At 65.3% G+C, this 17,714-nt stretch carries 20 protein-coding genes; 5 read left to right on the top strand and 15 right to left on the bottom strand.

The genetic code is table 11. From position 1 onward, the window contains the following. Window positions 1-144 precede the first annotated feature (144 nt). Entirely contained in the window at window positions 145-972 is an 828-nt protein-coding gene (locus tag HPT29_RS20095) for an aldo/keto reductase (protein WP_173945417.1), read from the top strand. A 14-nt stretch (window positions 973-986) separates the two neighbouring features. Here the strand turns inward: HPT29_RS20095 and HPT29_RS20100 are convergent, their stop codons facing one another. The 5 genes from HPT29_RS20100 to HPT29_RS20120 form a co-directional block, all read right to left on the bottom strand. Then, on the bottom strand, window positions 987-1,796 hold the full coding sequence (locus HPT29_RS20100) for an anti-sigma factor family protein (protein WP_173945418.1): 810 nt from the start codon (window positions 1,794-1,796) through the stop codon (window positions 987-989). After that, window positions 1,793-2,299 carry a sigma-70 family RNA polymerase sigma factor gene (locus tag HPT29_RS20105; RefSeq protein WP_173945419.1) on the bottom strand — a complete coding sequence of 169 codons (507 nt, stop codon included), beginning with the start codon at window positions 2,297-2,299 and terminating at the stop codon, window positions 1,793-1,795. The genes HPT29_RS20100 and HPT29_RS20105 overlap by 4 nt, the downstream gene beginning before the upstream one ends. A 56-nt stretch (window positions 2,300-2,355) precedes the next feature. After that, window positions 2,356-2,742 carry a COG4315 family predicted lipoprotein gene (locus tag HPT29_RS20110; RefSeq protein WP_173945420.1) on the bottom strand — a complete coding sequence of 129 codons (387 nt, stop codon included), beginning with the start codon at window positions 2,740-2,742 and terminating at the stop codon, window positions 2,356-2,358. Between the two features lie 84 nt (window positions 2,743-2,826). After that, window positions 2,827-3,372, bottom strand: a complete 546-nt coding sequence (locus HPT29_RS20115; protein ID WP_173945421.1) for a VOC family protein — start codon at window positions 3,370-3,372, stop codon at window positions 2,827-2,829. 78 nt (window positions 3,373-3,450) lie between these two features. Continuing rightward, window positions 3,451-3,897 carry a MarR family winged helix-turn-helix transcriptional regulator gene (locus HPT29_RS20120; protein ID WP_173945422.1) on the bottom strand — a complete coding sequence of 149 codons (447 nt, stop codon included), beginning with the start codon at window positions 3,895-3,897 and terminating at the stop codon, window positions 3,451-3,453. 96 nt (window positions 3,898-3,993) lie between these two features. Here HPT29_RS20120 and HPT29_RS20125 point away from each other — a divergent pair, with 96 nt between their 5' ends. Beyond that, on the top strand, window positions 3,994-4,443 hold the full coding sequence (locus HPT29_RS20125; RefSeq protein ID WP_173945423.1) for a DoxX family protein: 450 nt from the start codon (window positions 3,994-3,996) through the stop codon (window positions 4,441-4,443). Window positions 4,444-4,468: 25 nt separating this feature from the next. Next, window positions 4,469-5,086 (top strand): glutathione transferase GstA, encoded by a 618-nt coding sequence (gene gstA / locus HPT29_RS20130; protein WP_173945424.1) that lies wholly within the window; start codon window positions 4,469-4,471, stop codon window positions 5,084-5,086. 78 nt (window positions 5,087-5,164) lie between these two features. On the opposite strand, the gene HPT29_RS20135 is transcribed toward gstA, so the two are convergent. From HPT29_RS20135 to HPT29_RS20150, 4 genes are all read right to left on the bottom strand, one after another. Next, entirely contained in the window at window positions 5,165-6,826 is a 1,662-nt protein-coding gene (locus HPT29_RS20135; RefSeq protein ID WP_173945425.1) for a calcium-binding protein, read from the bottom strand. A 197-nt stretch (window positions 6,827-7,023) separates the two neighbouring features. Next, complete coding sequence (gene groL, locus HPT29_RS20140) at window positions 7,024-8,670, bottom strand: chaperonin GroEL (RefSeq protein WP_259060208.1); 1,647 nt, start codon at window positions 8,668-8,670, stop codon at window positions 7,024-7,026. Window positions 8,671-8,726: 56 nt separating this feature from the next. Further along, window positions 8,727-9,014, bottom strand: a complete 288-nt coding sequence (gene groES / locus HPT29_RS20145; RefSeq protein WP_173946442.1) for a co-chaperone GroES — start codon at window positions 9,012-9,014, stop codon at window positions 8,727-8,729. A 219-nt stretch (window positions 9,015-9,233) separates the two neighbouring features. Further along, window positions 9,234-10,079 carry a DMT family transporter gene (locus HPT29_RS20150; protein ID WP_173946443.1) on the bottom strand — a complete coding sequence of 282 codons (846 nt, stop codon included), beginning with the start codon at window positions 10,077-10,079 and terminating at the stop codon, window positions 9,234-9,236. Between the two features lie 207 nt (window positions 10,080-10,286). Between HPT29_RS20150 and HPT29_RS20155 the strand changes: the two genes are divergently transcribed. After that, window positions 10,287-11,051 (top strand): L,D-transpeptidase, encoded by a 765-nt coding sequence (locus HPT29_RS20155; RefSeq protein ID WP_173946444.1) that lies wholly within the window; start codon window positions 10,287-10,289, stop codon window positions 11,049-11,051. 119 nt (window positions 11,052-11,170) lie between these two features. After that, window positions 11,171-11,500: a DMT family transporter gene (locus tag HPT29_RS20160; RefSeq protein ID WP_173946476.1), complete on the top strand. Its 330-nt coding sequence runs from the start codon at window positions 11,171-11,173 to the stop codon at window positions 11,498-11,500. Between the two features lie 54 nt (window positions 11,501-11,554). On the opposite strand, the gene HPT29_RS20165 is transcribed toward HPT29_RS20160, so the two are convergent. The 6 genes from HPT29_RS20165 to HPT29_RS20190 form a co-directional block, all read right to left on the bottom strand. Continuing rightward, on the bottom strand, window positions 11,555-12,262 hold the full coding sequence (locus HPT29_RS20165) for a DUF2076 domain-containing protein (RefSeq protein ID WP_173946445.1): 708 nt from the start codon (window positions 12,260-12,262) through the stop codon (window positions 11,555-11,557). 56 nt (window positions 12,263-12,318) lie between these two features. Next, on the bottom strand, window positions 12,319-12,915 hold the full coding sequence (locus HPT29_RS20170; protein WP_173946446.1) for an NUDIX hydrolase: 597 nt from the start codon (window positions 12,913-12,915) through the stop codon (window positions 12,319-12,321). 6 nt (window positions 12,916-12,921) lie between these two features. Further along, entirely contained in the window at window positions 12,922-13,773 is an 852-nt protein-coding gene (locus tag HPT29_RS20175) for an SDR family NAD(P)-dependent oxidoreductase (RefSeq protein ID WP_173946447.1), read from the bottom strand. 339 nt (window positions 13,774-14,112) lie between these two features. After that, window positions 14,113-15,576: a chromosome partitioning protein ParA gene (locus HPT29_RS20180; protein ID WP_173946448.1), complete on the bottom strand. Its 1,464-nt coding sequence runs from the start codon at window positions 15,574-15,576 to the stop codon at window positions 14,113-14,115. Between the two features lie 157 nt (window positions 15,577-15,733). Continuing rightward, a complete protein-coding gene (gene glcF, locus HPT29_RS20185) occupies window positions 15,734-17,089 on the bottom strand; it encodes a glycolate oxidase subunit GlcF (protein WP_173946449.1) in 1,356 nt (451 codons plus the stop codon). 9 nt (window positions 17,090-17,098) lie between these two features. Next, on the bottom strand, window positions 17,099-17,713 hold the full coding sequence (locus HPT29_RS20190; RefSeq protein ID WP_173946450.1) for a DUF2585 domain-containing protein: 615 nt from the start codon (window positions 17,711-17,713) through the stop codon (window positions 17,099-17,101). Window position 17,714 lies beyond the last annotated feature (1 nt).

Below are 17,714 nucleotides of genomic sequence, written 5' to 3' on the forward strand. Positions count from 1 at the left end.
GGGCTCCTGTGCGGGGATGATCGTGTCAAGCTTGCAACGCAGGGTGCCCATGCCGGTTCCGGCATGGCGCTCGCCGGTGGCGGTCACTATTTGCTTATTCCATATCGACCCAACCTTCCTGCCGCATTGTCAATGGAGCAGCCTATGACGACCATCCCCACTGTCCGCCTGAACGATGGCAACGCCATGCCGCAATTCGGCTACGGCGTCTGGCGGGTCTCCAACGAGGAAGCCGCGAGCGCCGTCGGCGAGGCGATCAAGGCGGGCTACCGCTCGATCGATACGGCCGCCATCTACGGCAACGAGGAAGGCGTCGGGCAGGCCATCAAGGCCGCTCCCGTGGCCCGTGAGGAGCTCTTCATCACCACCAAGGTCTGGAACGACCGTCACGGGTACGACGAGACACTGCGCGCCTTCGACGAGAGCCTGGCGCGCCTTGGGCTCGACCACGTCGATCTCTACCTCATCCACTGGCCCGTCGCGGGCAGCGAGGCCTATCGCGACACGTGGCGCGCGCTGACCAAGCTGAAGCAGGACGGACGGGCGAAATCGATCGGCGTATCGAACTTCATGGTGCCGCATCTGCAGAAACTGATCGACGAGAGCGGCGTGACCCCTGCGGTCAACCAGATCGAGCTGCATCCGCGATTCCAGCAGACGGAACTGCGCGCATTTCACGCGAAGAGCGGCATTGCGACGGAATCCTGGAGCCCGCTCGGACAGGGCACGCTCCTGAGCGACGAGACCCTCACGGCGATCGGCCGCAAATATGGCAAGACGCCCGCCCAGGTCATCCTGCGCTGGCATCTCGACAACGGGCTCGTGGTCATTCCGAAATCCGTGACGCCCTCCCGCATGCGCGAGAACATCGACGTGTTCGACTTCAAGCTCGCCGCCGAGGACATGCGTGCGATCGAAGCGCTCGACGACGCCTCCGGCCGCGTCGGGCCCGATCCCGCGGTGTTCGGCTGAAGCTGGAGAGATGATTACAGGCGGCTCTTCGCGGGGTCGCCTGCAGCCTCGAGCTGCTTGTAGATCGCCTCGGCGATCGGCAGGAGCTGGGCGCGATCCGCCTTGGCCGTGACCACGTACGACAATCCCTTGTCGATCCAGGAACAGGCCGAGACTCCGTCCTGTTCCTCGAAGCGGAAGGATGTCTCGGTCTCGTTCTCGCGCGATCGGGCATAGAGCGTGAGGCGGCTGCCGCCCACATTCTCGTACATGAAGAGCGCGGCCGCTTCACCGCTGTCGGGAAGCAGCCTCCCGCCGATGAGGCGATAACCCTGGGCGTTCAGGTTCGGCGCGGTCAGCGGCTTGCCCACGCGCCGCGACAGCCATTGCACGAGATGCGCCTCCTGATCGGCGGGAACTTCCACGGGGTGCAGGCGCTCGCTCACATAGATGCGATGCGCCGCGATGGCGTTGTCGGCGACGCTCATGGCGTCCGCCTGCCTGTGCGCCCGGGTGCTCCACCAGACGCCGCCCCAGGCTCCAAGGCTTCCGCCGATGGCAAGCCATGCCAGTGCGGCGGCGAACGCCGCAGGACGAATCAACGGCGTGCGACGGCGGGCCGCCATGAGGTTGGCGACGCGAAGGCGTGAGGGAATGGGCTCCTGCGCCTTGAAAGCGAGCCGGGCGCGCAGGGCCTCCCGCTGCTCGATCTCGCGCTCGACCTGCGTGGCAGCCGCCGGATGATCGGCGAGATACGCCTTGATCGACTCGCGCTGCGAAGCCGAGAGCCGGCCGTCGACGAAGGCCTGCAGATCGTCTTCACCGATGGGTCGCTCGCCCGTCACTTCACTCTCCTCAAGGCGGCACCGCGCCCGTGTTCCATAAACTCTCTCAGTCGCGTCCGAGCCCGGCTCAAGCGGGACATGACCGTGCCGAGCGGGATGCCCAGCACCTGCGCGGCCTGCTCGTAGGACAGATCCTCGACGCCCACCAGCAGCAGGATGGAGCGCTGCTCCTCCGGAAGGGCCTCGAGTCCTTTCAGGACATCGCGCAATCCGGCGTGGCTCTCGGGGTTCATGTCGGGAGACTGAACGTCGTTCAGGGCCTCTTCCCCGACGGGGATCCCGCGCACCTTCCTCTGGCGAAGGCTGTTGATGAACAGATTGCGCTGGATCGTGAAGAGCCAGGCTCTCAGATCGCCGTCGCGCCGCTGGCTCCAGCGGCTGATCGCACGCTCCAGGGTATCCTGGACGAGATCGTCCGCCGCCTCGCCATCGCGCAGGAGGGCCCAGGCGTACCGGCGCAGGCCCGGGATCAGCGGTTCGAGAAGGGAAGCGATCTCGTCCAAGGGCGACTCTCAGCTGGCCGCATCATTCAACGATGAACGGGCTGCTCCTGCAAGGATCAGGGCGCCGCGACATGCCAGACGTTGTTGACGCCGTCGCCCGTGACCTCGCCCGGCTTGGTGTCCTTGACCCAGAGATAGAGCGGCTTGCCCTTGTAGGCCCATTGCTTAGAGCCGTCGTCGCGGGTGACCACGCTCCAGTCGCCAGAGGCAGCGGCGCCCCCGCCCGCCATCAGCGGCGGCCAGTTCTGGGCGCATTGCCCGTTGCAGGCCGACTTGCCGGCGCTGTCGCGGTCGAAGGTGTAGAGGGTCATGCCCTTGGCATCGACGAGAGCCTTGCCCTTGCTCGTGTCCGCCACCTTCGCGGGGGCGGCGGATTGCGCAAGCGCGACGGTGGCGACGACGAGGGCTCCTGCCAGGATGGCCGGGCGCAGAAACAGCTTCATGGGTGTCCTCCTGAGGCCGGTGATGGCCACGATTTCAAAGACACGCCACGCTTGGGATTATTCCCCGGGGCGGGAAAATTTCCGTCAGCGCCCCATCGCGTTGAAGCCGTTCTCGTCGATGGGCTCCCGCAATTCGATCCGGTGGCGGCCGTTGTCGCGGATCTGCGCCGTACGGTAGCGACCATCGAGCTCGTCTTCGGGATTCTGCAGGATCTCGACCCCGGCCTTGCGGAGGCGCTGGACCTCCTCGTCCACGTCGGGGACGAGGAAGCTGATGACTGGCAAAGGCGTCACGGCGACATTGCCCGTGGCGTGGGGATCTCGATCTGGCTGCAGCACGTGATCGACCTCGGTGATCTCCAACAGGAAGCCGCTCCGCTCCAGCACGGCCTGACGGCCGGGAACCAGGCTCTGGCTCCCGATCAGCCGAAACCCGAGCATGTCCTGGTACCAGCGCACGCTCTCGTCGAAGTCCGGTGTCCGGATGGACGCCGAGCTGGAGCGGGCGGACGAGGCCGACTGCGCCCAGGCAGGAGGACAGCCCGCGATCTGAACCGCCGCGCCGAGGACGAGAAAGACGGCAAGAAGGCTGCGCCGCGGCGTGGGGAAGGAGAAGATGGTTGGTTTCACGGGTGATCCCTCGTCGGCCGTCGGAACTTAGCCGTCTTCTCTCATGAACGTCCTTCGGTCCAGTTCGTTCTTCGGGCTTCAGGTATTCTCGGCTTGCAACAGCTTGAGCAGCAGGCCCGACAGCTGCCCGGCCTCCTTCTCTCCGAGCTTTTCCCCGAAGAAGCGGCTGATGGCGCCGCCATAGACCGGCCACATGCGCTCCTGCAGGCTCCGCCCCGCTTCCGTGATCTCGACCAGCTGTCGGCGTTTGTCACCCGGAAATGGAATGCGGCGCACGAGCCCCTCGGCTTCCATGCGGTCGAGAAGCCGGGAGAGGTTGTATTGCTCGAACAGCACCGCCGCCTCGATCTCGCGGGGCGTGAGCCGCCCGTCCGGCCCACGCTTCAGCTCGAGCAGCACGTCATACCAGTGCAGCGACGGAAATCCGGCGCTTTTCAGCTCCGCCTCGATGCGCCCCACCACGGTGCGCTCGGCCCTGATCAGGCGCCCCCAGGCCTTGATGATCGCGGCGGACGGCTCTTGCATCCCGGCAAACCCTTCCTTGATTCAATGCAAATGCATATAAATTGACAGACCAATGCACCTGCATCAAAACTCTATGCACTTGCATGGAGAATTGCAATGCCACTCGCCCACCCGTCTCCTTCCGACTATGCGGCCCTGCTCCTGCGCGTCGCGCTCGGTGTCATGTATATCGCTCACAGCGTCGTCCTGAAGTGGATGACCTTCACCCTCGCCGGAACCGCGCAATACTTCGAGTCGCTTGGCCTGCCCGGCGCCCTCGCCTATGCCACCTTCCTGGCCGAGTTCATCGGCGGCGTCCTGCTCGTGCTGGGCGTGCAGAGCCGCTGGGTGGCGCTGGGCCTGCTGCCGGTCCTGTTCGGGGCGGCCTGGGTGCATATCGGCAATGGCTGGGTCTTCTCGGCTCCAGGCGGCGGCTGGGAATACCCGCTTTACCTGATCGTCCTGTCCGTCGCACAAGCCCTTCTCGGCGACGGGGCCTATGCCCTCAAGCCCTCCCGCCCGCTGAGTCTCGCCCCCGCGCCGGCCTCCCTCAAGGCCGCGGCCTGATCCCCTTCAACCCTGGAGAAGACCCATGAAGCTCTACTATTATCCCGGCGCCTGCTCGCTCGCGCCTCACATCGTCGCCCGCGAGGCCGGCATTCCGGTGAGCCTGGAGAAGGTCGATCTGGCCAACCGCACCACCGAGTCCGGGGCGAACTACGCCACCATCAACCCGAAGGGCTACGTGCCGGCGCTCGGCCTGCAGGACGGCTCCGTGCTCACCGAGGCCAGCGCCATCGTCCAGTACCTGGCCGACCAGCAGCCGGACACGACGCTCGTGCCGGCCCCCGGGACCGTGGAGCGCTACCGGCTGCTCGAATGGCTCGGCTTCATCAGCACCGAGATCCACAAGGGCTTCGGCCCCCTGTGGAACCCGGCCACCCCGGACGCCGTTAAGGCCGCCACCAAGGAGCGCCTCGCTGCCCGGTTCGCCTATCTCGACGAGGCTCTGGCCAAGCGGCCCTACCTGATGGGCGAGACCTTCACGATCGCCGACGCCTATCTGTTCACGGTCGTGAACTGGGCGAACTTCCACAATGTCGACCTTTCGCCGTTCCCGCACCTGCAGGCCTTCCAGGCCCGCATCGCGGCGCGCCCGAGCGTCCAGCAGGCCCTGGAGGCCGAAGGGCTTCTGAAGACCGCCGCCTGATTGCTGCTGGTCGTCCATGACGAACAAGGCCCCGGATCTCTCCGGGGCCTTTTTGCGTCGATGCGGCGGATCGAACGATCACACCACGAAGAAGTCGCTCGCGCTCAGCACTGTACCAGCTTTCAGCTGGGCGAACTTGATCGCCGCATGGTGAGTGCCCGACCCGTCCGCATCGTAGGACAAAGCGCCCGTCTTCTCGTTGAAGATGATGCGGTCGCTCTTGTCATGCGCCCCTGCTCCGACCCAGAACGCGGCTTTGGACAACACGCCTTTCTGGAGCTTGCTGAAGATTGCCTTCGCCAGGCTGATCGAGTCGTCTGCGTGTTCGAAATCCGTGATCCGGTCCACGTTCTTCGGCCCCAGCTTGCTGCTGAAGGCGAACGTGTCCTGACCATCACGGCCGGTCAGGGTATCGTTGCCGAGACCGCCGTTGAGATAGTCGTGCCCGCTCTCGCCCATGAAGGTTTCAGCCTTCTTGCCGCCGCGGAAGGAGAGGTTCTTGGCCGGGGAGGCGATGGGTGTGGACGGCGTAGGAGTGGAGGGCTCCGTTGCGGGCGTAGGTGTGACCGCTGGTGATGGCGCAGACGGAGGTGGCAGCGTGAAGATCCTATCGCCGAAGAGCGCGAATTCTACTCCGCCCAGATAGTCGATTCCATCGCCCGTAGCGCGGTGATCCGTGACCGTAATTGTACCGCTTTGCGCGAGGGAAATAGTGTAATCGGAGAAATTGCCCGTGAATACCGCGGTGTCTGAACCTGCACCTCCAACGAGAAGATCGTTGCCGGCTCCGCCGCTCAGAAGGTCATTGCCGTCATAGCCATCAAGGGTATCGTTTCCATCATTGCCGGTGAGCGTATTGGCCGCAGAGTTTCCGATCAACCTGTCGCTGAATACCCCGCCACTCAGATTTTCGACGTTGCGGATGATATCCCAGGAGTCTTCCGAGGTTTGCTGCCGCTCCGTCACCCGGAGATCGATCGCCGAAGGTGCAACGACGATCAGTGTGTCGGTCCCGCCGCCTGCATCCAGAAAGTTCGCTCCGTTTTCAGTGATGAACGTCTCATCACCCGCTCCCCCGAAGGCTGTGTCGTTCCCATGGCCCATATACACAAGACCCGTGACCACGCCTCCCCGACCGTCATAAAGATCGCTCTTCACCCCCAGAGCGATCCTGCCTTCAATGGTGCCCCGATTGATGATCGTATTCGATCCGCCGAAAAGACCGTTAACGGCTTCACAATCAGGCGTCGCTGTCGAGATCCGGCCCGTGTTGTTGATCATTAGGCTCTGATCTGGATCGTTCATCCCCGCGGCAACGATGCCATAATCCTGGCCGATAATCGTCCCGCTGTTGGTAATAAAGGTCTTAGGGCTCCAAACCTCAATTGCTGTGAGAACACCGGAGATCCTACCCTCGTTGTTGAGGTAGTTGGGACGGTCGGAAGGGTAATCGTTCACCAATCGGAGGCCAGAGTCGAACCCGTAGATACTACCTGTGCTGCCGACACTGACGGTCCCATGCACCGCCACCCCCGTGGCAAGGCGGCTACTGACCCTCCCGTCGATCAGGAGGGTAACGTCATATCCCCCGATCACGGCGAAAGCATTGTAGCCATTCGCAATGATCTCGGATCCAGCCTCGAGAATAACCGTATCACCCGATGAAAGTCCGAGGGCGTGCTGACCATCTTTGTCAGTCGGAGAGAGCGGGTTCGACGCGTTGATCACATATGTGGTCATAGATACCCCAGCCCCATAGAATTAGACAATATTTGATATGTTATCTAATAACTTAAAGCAATATCTCGCTTTCTAAGCTAAGTATTTGGGCCACAGCTGTGGATATCGGCTCATTGCAGCTACTCTAGAGGCAACAAAAAGCCCCGGAGTTTCCTCCGGGGCCTTCCGTTAAGTCAGAGCAGTGGAAAGGGGACTTCTTAGAAGTCCATGCCGCCCATGCCACCCATGCCTCCGCCCGGCATGGCCGGAGCGGATTCGCGCTTGGGGGCCTCGGCCACCATGGCCTCGGTCGTGACGAGCAGGCCGGCGACCGAAGCCGCGTCCTGCAGAGCCGTGCGGACCACCTTCGCCGGATCGACGATGCCGGCCTGGAGCATGTCCACGAACTCTTCCGTCTGGGCGTTGAAGCCGAAGGTGTCGGACTTCGTGTTGTCGCCGATCTTGCCGACGACGATCGAGCCTTCGACACCGGCGTTCTCGGCGATCTGACGGATCGGAGCCTCGAGAGCGCGCAGAACGATCTTGATGCCGGCATTCACGTCGGCATTGTCGCTCTGGAGCTTGGCAACCGCAGCCTTGGCGCGCAGCAGAGCCGTGCCGCCGCCGGGGACGATGCCTTCTTCCACCGCAGCGCGGGTGGCGTTCAGGGCGTCGTCGACGCGGTCCTTCTTCTCCTTCACCTCGACCTCGGTCGCGCCGCCGACGCGGATCACCGCGACGCCGCCGGCGAGCTTGGCCAGACGCTCCTGCAGCTTCTCACGGTCGTAGTCCGAGGTGGTCTCCTCGATCTGCGCCTTGATCTGCGAAACGCGGGCCTCGATGTCGGCCTTCTGGCCGGCGCCGTCGATGATCGTGGTGTTCTCCTTCTCGATGCGGACGCGCTTGGCGCGGCCGAGCATCGGGAGCTGCACGGTCTCGAGCTTGATGCCGAGGTCTTCGGAGATCGTCTGGCCGGCGGTCAGGACGGCGATGTCCTCGAGCATGGCCTTGCGGCGGTCGCCGAAGCCCGGAGCCTTCACGGCGGCGATCTTCAGGCCGCCACGCAGCTTGTTGACCACGAGAGTGGCGAGCGCCTCGCCTTCCACGTCCTCGGCGATGATGAGGAGCGGCTTGCCGGTCTGAACGACGGCCTCGAGGATCGGCAGCATGGGCTGGAGCGACGAGAGCTTCTTCTCGTGGATGAGGATGTAGGGATCCTCGAGCTCGGCCACCATCTTCTCGGCGTTGGTGATGAAGTACGGCGAGAGGTAGCCGCGGTCGAACTGCATGCCTTCCACGACGTCGAGCTCGGTCTCGGCGGTCTTGGCTTCCTCGACCGTGATCACGCCCTCGTTGCCGACCTTCTGCATGGCATGGGCGATCATCTCGCCGATGTCCTTGTCGCCGTTAGCGGAAATCGTGCCGACCTGGGCCACTTCCTCGGAGGAGGCGACCTTCTTGGCGCGGGACTGGATGTCCTTCACGGCCTCGGCGGTGGCGAGGTCGATGCCGCGCTTGAGGTCCATCGGGTTCATGCCGGCGGCCACTGCCTTGGCGCCTTCGCGCACGATGGCCTGGGCCAGAACCGTCGCCGTCGTGGTGCCGTCACCGGCGATGTCGTTGGTCTTCGAGGCCACTTCGCGCACCATCTGGGCGCCCATGTTCTCGAACTTGTCGGAGAGCTCGATCTCCTTGGCGACGGTGACGCCGTCCTTGGTGATGCGCGGGGCCCCGAAGGACTTCTCGATCACCACGTTGCGGCCCTTGGGGCCCAGCGTGACCTTTACCGCATCGGCGAGGATGTCGACGCCACGGAGCATCTTGTCGCGAGCGTCGGAGGAGAACTTAACGTCTTTGGCAGCCATGGGCTTTGCCTCCAGTTAAATTGGAAAATTCTTGCGATCGGGGCGATGGCGGCCGATTAGCCGACGATGCCCATGATGTCGGATTCCTTCATGATCAGGAGGTCCTGACCGTCGATGCGCACTTCGGTGCCGGACCACTTGCCGAACAGGACGCGGTCGCCGGCCTTCACGTCGAGGGCAGCAACCTTGCCGCTCTCGTCACGGGCGCCGGGGCCGACGGCGATGACTTCGCCCTCTTGCGGCTTTTCCTTGGCGGTGTCCGGGATGATGATGCCGCCGGCCGTCTTTTCCTCGGCTTCGATGCGGCGGACGACGACGCGGTCGTGCAGCGGACGGAACTTCATGGAACTTCCCCTTTGACGATGGGCACGGCCCCTCTGGCCGCACCTTGGTCTCTTCGCTGTTAGCACTGTCCTTGGAGGAGTGCCAACGCTGGCGGCGAGATAGTCATATGGGCGGAGGGAGTCAAGAGACCTGCCCGAGGGACCATGGCAGAAAATGACCCTTGGCTCCTCCTAAAGGCCTGATGTGATGCTTTCATGACCGACCGGACGCCGGCTGCCTCAGCGCCGGGAGGTCAGCATCGCGGCCGCCACGATGAGGATGCCGCCGCCCAGGGTCGCCCAGGTGGGGATTTCGCTGAAAACCCCGTAGCCGATCAGCACGGCCCAGATCAGGGCCGTGTATTCGAGCGGGGCGAGCCTGGCCGCCTCAGCCTTGGCATAGGCGGTCGCCATCAGCACGTGGCCGATCACGCCGAGCACGCCCATGAGCAGGAACCAGGGCAGATGCGCGGTGTTCAGGGGCTGCCAGGCCCAGAGACCGAACGGCGCCACCAGGATGAACGGCCCGATATTCTGGAAGATGACGATGTGCAGGAACTTGTCCCTTTGGGCGCGCTGGCGCAGCAGCACCAGGCTCAGGGCATAGGTGATGGCCGAGACGAGGGCCGCCGCCACGCCCGTCCAGGACCGGGCCGCCCCGGTCTCCCCGGTCTGGCCGAAGACCACCACGAGGGTCCCCAGGAACCCGATGGCGATCGCTCCCACGATCCGGCTGTCGACCCTCTCGCGCAGCATCAGCATGCCGAACAGGGCGATGAACATCGGCGACAGGAAGGACAGGACGAGGGTCTCGGCGAGCGGCAGCTGTCCCAGGGCATAGAAGAAGCTCAAGGCCGTGACGACCGCAATCACGGAGCGGATCGCGTTGGCCGCGACGGTCTCGCGGTTGGGCCAGCCCGGCTTCAGAACCGCCACGACCCCGGCGACCACGAGGCTGCCGCACATGAAGCGCAGGAAGGCGACCTGGAAGGTCGGGTAATGGGCGGACATCCCCTTGATGACCGCATCCATGATGGACAGAACCGCGATGCCCGCGGCCGCCCGCAGGGCGGGACCGAATATCATGATGTCACGACGATGTGGAGACGGCGTCCGGAATGAGCGCCCTCGAGAAGCACGGCTCTTACAGCACTTTCCGCGCGCCTTCACCCCTCTTTTCAAAGCATCGACAGGAAAGCGATCCTCCGGCCTCAGCTTAAATTCAGACAGCTTGGCGGAAACAAAAGCCGCGCTTCCGGTTTATTCTGCAAAACAGCTAGACAGGATACTTCGATGCGCGCTTGGACCTCTTGCTCTGCACTGCTTCTGGCCGCCCTCCTCCCGGCTGCTGCCTCCGCGCAGCCCGCCTACCGGAGCGGCAATTTCTACGGCAACACCTATGTCTCCCCGGGCTACGACTATCCCTATGCCCACACGGAGGATGGGTATGCCGAGAGCTATCCCCGCGCGGCGCGCCCGGCCGCACGGGCCTATCAGGCCGAACGGGTCGCGAGCTATCCTTACGACGTGCGCACCACCGGCAGCGTCGTCGGGTCCCTGCCGCAGGACTACGGCAACGGCACGGGCTACGACAACAGCATCGACTACGCGATCGCGCCGGAATTCCAGCGCCAGCTCGTGTCGTATCGCGGCGCCGAGCGCCCGGGCACGATCATCGTCGATACCAACAACAAGTTCCTCTATTTGGTGCAGGAAGGCGGCCGCGCCCTCCGCTACGGAATCGGCGTCGGCCGTGAAGGCTTTGAGTGGAGCGGGCGCAAGACCGTGTCCATGAAGCGCGAATGGCCGTCCTGGCGCCCGCCGGCCGAGATGCTGCGCCGCCGCCCCGATCTTCCGCGCTTCATGGAAGGCGGACCGGACAACCCGCTCGGCGCCCGCGCCCTGTACCTGGGCTCGTCTCTCTACCGGATCCACGGCACCAACGAGCCGCACACCATCGGCCAGGCCGTCTCGTCCGGCTGCATCCGCATGCTCAACGACGACGTGGTCGATCTCTACAACCGCGTGAAGGTCGGAACGACCGTGATCGTGATCTGACCGCCCCGCACGCGGCATTCCATGCCTTATGCGATGGCCGGGCTCGTCCCGGCCATCGGCTTTTGGGAATCGCCCGCGGTCCATTGTAAGGCGGCATGACCGGGTCAACGGGGGATGCCATGAACTACGCCTATCTCTTTGCGGCCATCGTCAGCGAGGTCGTCGCGACATCGGCCCTCAAGGCATCGGAGGGCTTCACGCGCGTCTGGCCATCGGTCATCGTGGTCGTCGGCTATGGGCTCGCCTTCTACTGCCTGTCCCTGACCATGCGCACGATTCCGATCGGGATCGCCTATGCGATCTGGTCCGGCGTCGGCATCGTGCTGATCGCCCTCGCGGGATGGCTGATCTACCGGCAACCGCTCGACCTGCCCGCCCTCGCCGGCATGGCGCTCATCCTGACAGGCGTGCTGCTCATCAACGTCTTCTCGAAAACCTCCGGCCACTGACACGAAAACGCCCGCCGGAGGGCGGGCGCATCTGACGCGGCCGACAGCGGGATCTCAGGTCCAATCCCCTTCGTCGCCGCCATCGCCGCCGAAGTCGGAGAAATCGTCCTGGCCGCCCTGGTCGCCCTGGGGCTCGTTGTAGAGCGAGTCGGTGATGCCGCCGAGATTGGCATTGTCCGCCGCCTGATCGGCCCCGCCCAGGCCGGCCAGGGAGGACGCGTCGTTCAGCGGATTGTTGTCGCCGCCGAAGGCGTGGGTCAGGGCGTTGGCGATCATCATGCCGCCGGCGACGCCCGCCGCCGTCGTGAGGGCGGTTCCAAGAAAGCCGCCGCCGCGCTGCATGCCGCCGCCCCAGGCGCCGGGCGCGCCGCCCGCCATGCCGCCTTGGGGAGCCCCGTAGGGCTGCTGCGGGAATTGCTGGGGCTGGCCCCAGGGCGAGGCCTGGCGGGCCGGCGGAGTGTTGTAGGCCGGTCCCGGCGGACGCGACGCGCCGCCGCCGAAGATGCTGGACAGGAAGCCACCTTGCTGAGGCTGGCGGCTCGCCCGGTCGAGCTCGGCCCGCAACTGCTCGTTCTCGGCCTGGAGATTGCCCAAAGCCTGCTCCTGGACGAAGACGGCCTGGGCCAGGGCGTAGGGCGCATAGGGCTGCTGGCGCAGCTTCTCGGCGATGAAGCGCTCGGCCTCCGGATCGCGAGGCTGGTCCGCTACCTGCTCGAGGCGTCGAAAGATGTCGCTGATGACCTGGCGTTCCTGATCATTCATGGCATGGCTCCTTCAGGGCGTGCTGGTGGAGGATGTAAGCATGGCCCCGGCCTTTGTCAGGGGTGGGCCAGTCCGAGCAGGCGCATATTCCGCAGGGCCTGCGGGGCGATCGTCTCCAGGTCCGCGACGTCGCGCCAAGCCGCACCATGCACCTCCCGCAGATCGGGACGGACGGCGTCGCGCTCCGTTGCCCTCACCACATAGCGGATGTCGTGATGCCAATGCTCGGGTTCGTTCCGCTCGGGACGGGCCGGGATGCGGTGGCTGTCGATGTCGATGGGCAGGCCCGTCCGCGCATGCCACGGGTCGATCACGAGGCCGCCCATTCCGGTTTCCTCCACGGCCTCGCGAAGAGCCGACATCGCCGGCTCGTCCGGCGGCTCGTAATGGCCGCCGGGCTGGAGCCAGCGCCCGAGGGAGCGGTGATGGATCAGCAGGATCCGCCGCCCCGCCGGATCGAGGATGAACGCCGATGTGGTGACATGCCCGGGCCACGTCCCCCGCGCGTGGAGGGCGTCCCCATCGGCGATCTGACGGCGCAGAAGCGCATGCCGTTCCTGCGGCACGCCGAACGCCCCGGCGTGCGCGTTCAGGATCGTCCCGATCTGCTCCCGAAAGGCTGCCGGATCGAAGGGCACGGTCGAGGAACCCAAGTGTGGTCAGCCTTCCATCACCTTGGCGAAGGCCTCCTTGTAGTCGGGGTGCCAGCGCGACAGCGGCGGACGGTTCTCGATGAGGTCCTCGGCGGCCCAGCGGATGCGCTTCTCGTCCATCTCGCGCGTGGTCTCGTTGTCCGGGCAGAGCACGTAGAAGTCCTTCCGCTCAAGGGCCGGCAGCAGGAAGTCGACGACCTGCTCCGGCGCCCAGGCGCCGGCCGGCTTCTCGCTGATGCCCCTGGCCCGGGTGAAGCCCGTATAGACGAAGCCCGGAATGAGCAGATGCGCCGTGACCTGGCAGCCGGGCCGGGTGCGCAGGTCGTGGGCGAGCGCCTCGGTGAAAACCTTCACGCCGGCCTTGGAGATGTTGTAGGCGGTGTTGCCGGGCGGCGTGGTGATGCCCTGCTTCGATCCCGTATTGATGATGGCGCCCGGGGTGTTCTGGTCGATCATGGCGGGGGCGAAGACCTGAACGCCGTTGATGACGCCCCAGAGATTGGTCTCGAGGATGGCGCGCCAGCGCTGCGGATCGCCGAACATCTCGCCGCCGGCCTCGGTCCCGGCATTGTTCATCAGAAGCGCCACCTCGCCGAAGGCGGAATGAACGCTTTCCTTCAGTCTCTCGACCTCCTCCAGCCGGCTGACATCGGTCGCGACCGCCAGCACGTGGTCCGGGCTGCCGGCGACCCCGGCCACCTCCTCGGCGGCGCGCCGGAGCGCCTCGCCTTCGAGATCCGCCAGGCAGACCCTCATGCCGAGCTCCGCGAACCGCCTGGCGGCGGCAAGCCCGATGCCGCTCGCGGCTCCGGTGACGACCGCGACGCGGCCGGGGGCGATTGCAGGGTGCTGGGCCATTGCTTGGATCCTTCGTTCTTGTTTCCGAGACGGATGCGATTGGACGATCGGCCCAAAGTGGCGCGCCGGGGCTCGTTCGCCAAGGCCGGCGGAGCGATGGGCGCCATGTGTCCGGCGCGGTGCGCGAGCCGATCTCGGTCCCGGCCTGAACCTTCCTTGTCGTGGCGCCCTCTCCGCGTCATGGCCGGGCTTGTCCCGGCCATTCCGACACTGAGGAGCGCTGCGCCTCGATCCATCGGGATCGCCGGCACAGGGCCGGTGATGACGGTTTGAGCGGCGCAAACGCCATCCACCGAAGAAAAAGCCCCGCATCTCTGCGGGGCCGTGGAGGTGAACGATCTATTCCGCGTCCGGCGATTTCAGGGGCCGGACATTGGTTTCGGTCTCGTCCTCGTCGAACAGCGTCGGATCCTCTTCCGGCGTGTCGAGGCGGGTCTTCTTGCGCAGGGCCACGTATTTCTTCTGGATCTTGGTGCGGCTCTCGCGGGCGATTTCGAGGGCGCCCTGGACCAGGGAGCGCTCGGCCTTCTCGTTCTGCAGCTCCTCGGTGAGGCGGCGGTTGGCCGCCTCCAGGGTCCCGCGCTCCTGATCGAAGCGCTTGGTGAGCTGATCGATGCGCTCGGTGAGGCTCGCCAGCTTGTTGTCGGAGCTCTCGATCTGGAAGTCCTTGGCCGCGATGGCCTTGTTGAGCATCTCGACGCGCTCCTGCAGCTCGATGCGCGAGCGCTGGAGTTCGTTGACCATGGCGACCTGGCGCTCGACCTCCTGCTGGGTCGCCTCGAGGCGGCGGTCGAGGGTGTTCTTCTCGATGGTCGTCTCTTTCAGGTTGCGCTCGACGCCGCGCAGGGCCTCGTTCTTGTCGCGCAGCTGGTCGCGGGTATGGGCCAGGATCTTGTCGGTCGCGGCCAGACGCGAGTTGAGGCCCTCGATCTTCATGTCGAGCGCCGAAAGATCGGTCTGATGGGCCGAGCGCTCGGAATCGATCTGGGTCTCGAGGCGCTGGCGCAGCACCTGCTCGGCCATGAGCTTGGTCTCGAGCTCGGAGGCGCGCTGGCGCGTCGCCTCGAGCTGGGTCTCCAGTTCGCCGTAGCGGTTGGTCAGGCTGGAGAGGCGATAGTTCTGCTCCTCGGCCACCTTCTGCAGGCGTTTCACCTCATGATCGAGCAGGCCGTTGCGCTCTCGGGTCTCGATGAGCTCCCGTTCGGCCCGGGCCACCGTCTGGTCGGCCTCCTGGGCTTCGAGGCGCAGAGCCTGGTTCTCCTCGGTGATGTTGCGGGCGCGCTCCGTTTCGATGGCGAGCTGGTTCTCCAGGTCGCCGACGATCGCCTCCTTGTCCTTCACGTTGAGGCGCAGGTCCTCGATGAAGGAATCCTGCTCGCGAACCCGGGACTCCGCCTTGCGCAGCTGCGAGACCGCGGCGGTCAGATCGTCCACCGTCCGGGCATGGAGGCTGTTGATGTCGCCGAGCTCCCGGCGCAGGGCCACGGTCATGTCGCTTTCCTGCCTGAGCACCGCCTCGGTTTCGAGAAGCCGCGACTGGAGCTGCGGGTAGCTGCGGATGAGGTCGTTCACGGGCTCGCTGAGAAGGGCGAAATCCTCCTTCAGGCTGCGGATCTCCTCCAGCCGGTCGATCATGTTGGCGAAGCGGACGCGAATCAGCTCGTTCTTCTGGCCGACGGAATCGAGCGCCCCGTTGGGACGAACCACGATCGTCTCGCCCTTGTGGGCGGGCGCCTCGACAGGTGCAGCGGCGGCCGCGGCTGCCTGGGCGCTCTCGCCCTCCTCATGCAGGGAGCCGGCCAAAGCCTCATCCTGCTTCCTGCCAAAACGGTTCCTGAACGACGTCCAACCCGAAGACATATGCCGGCCCTTACGCCTCTGAAATTCACCCTTTCCCGACCTTTAGCCCAGATGGGAGCGGTTTGGAAATGAAATTTCGTTGCGTAAGAATGTAGCAGCCTCACTCGGCCGCGATGGTCAACGATCCCGAGATGCGCTTCTGGAAGCCGGCCGCCTCCAGGGCTTCCGGCATGGGCCCGCCGGTCGCCCAGTCGAGAAGCTCGACCGTGTGGACGATGGGAATCCCGGTTCCCTTCCCGATCTGCGTCATGCAGCCGATGTTGCCGGTCGCGATGAGATCGGGCTTGGTGCGCTCGATATTGGCGACCTTGCGGGCCCTGAGCTGGGCGGCGATCTCGGGCTGCAGCAGGTTGTAGGTGCCGGCGGACCCGCAGCAGATATGCCCTTCCGGCACGTCCTTCACGGTGAAGCCCGCCTGCTTCAGCAGGGTCTTCGGTTCGGTGCGGATCGCCTGCCCGTGCTGCATGGAGCAGGCGGAGTGATAGGCCACCACCAGGTCGGTCTCGCGGACCGGCTCCATGAGCTTGAGGGACGTGACGTATTCGGTGACGTCCTTGGCGATGGCCGAGACGCGGGCGGCCTTCTCGGCATAGTCCGGGTCCTCCCGGAACATGAAGCCGTAATCCTTGATCGTCGTGCCGCAGCCGGACGCCGTGATGATGATGGCGTCGAGCCCCTCCCCGTCCATCTCGGCGATCCAGGCGTCGATGTTGCGCTTGGCGAAGCCATGGGCCTCCTCGTCGCGGCCCATGTGGTGGACGAGGGCGCCGCAGCACCCCTCCCCCTTGGGCTGGACCACGTCGACGCCATGGCGGTTGAGGAGGCGGACGGCGGCCTCGTTGAAGCCGGGCTTGAGCACCGGCTGGGCGCACCCGGACAGAATCGCCACCCGGCCCCGGCGCTCGCCATGGGCCTTGAAGGTGCCGGGCTGCTCGAAGGGCGAGCGGGCGGGCGCTTTTGCGGGCGCCAGTTCGATCATCGCCTGCAGGCGGTTGCCGAGGAGCGGCAGCCCGCCGATCACGCCCTTCAGGGGCTTGGCCAGCACCGCGGCGCCGAGCGCGAACCGGAAGCGGCCCGGATAAGGCAGCACGCTGGCCAACACCCAGCGCAGGAGCCGGTCATGCCAGGGACGCGTATAGGTCGCCTCGATATAGGCGCGGGCATGGTCGACCAGATGCATGTAATGCACGCCGGACGGACAGGTGGTCATGCAGGACAGGCACGAGAGGCAGCGGTCGATATGCTTGACCACTTCCGGAGACGCGGGCTTGCCGCTCTCCAGCATGTCCTTCATCAGGTAGATGCGCCCGCGCGGGGAATCGAGCTCGTCGCCGAGCAGGAGATAGGTCGGGCAGGTCGCCGTGCAGAAGCCGCAATGGACGCAGGTCCGGAGGATCTTCTCCGAACTGGCCATGGCGGGATCTCTGAGCTGATCGGGCGTGAAATTGGTCTGCATGGTTTTGTCTCACATCGCCCCTTGCCAGCGGTTGATGGCATCCATGGGATGGATCAGCATGATGACGTTCAAAATGAGGTTGTCGCGGATCCAGAACCCGACGAAAGCTTCCATGATTGCGGCGACGAGCGCCGTCAGCCAGACCGGCCAGATCCGCGCCAAGACGAAGCCGGCCATCATGGCGAGGATGTCCGACACCGAGTTGACGACGCTGTCGCCGTAATAGTCGAGCGCGATGGTGGTCGCACGATAGCGCTCGATGACCGCGTCGGTGTTCTCGGCGATTTCCCACGCGGCTTCGAGCCCGATGGCACAAAGAAGCGCAACGCCGAAGGGCAGCGCCTTTCCGCGCAGAAGCCCGATCGCCCAGGCTCCCGCATAGAACAGGAAGCCGTGGATGACGTGGGAGGGCGTGTACCAGTCGGTCAGATGCTGCGAGTTGCCCGAATCCTTCACGGTGCCGTGCCAAAGCTCGATCGTCCCGCAGGTGCAGATCGGCGTGCGGCCCATCAGCAGGAGGATCGCGGCCGTGCATGCGATGAGCCCGAGGGCGAGGCCCGCGACGAGCGCCGTCCGCCCGCCGTTCGACGGCCGTGCCTCCGCAAATGATGCCGTGCCGGCCATC

This window comes from Microvirga terrae (assembly GCF_013307435.2).
GTDB classification, from domain to species: Bacteria; Pseudomonadota; Alphaproteobacteria; order Rhizobiales; family Beijerinckiaceae; genus Microvirga; species Microvirga terrae.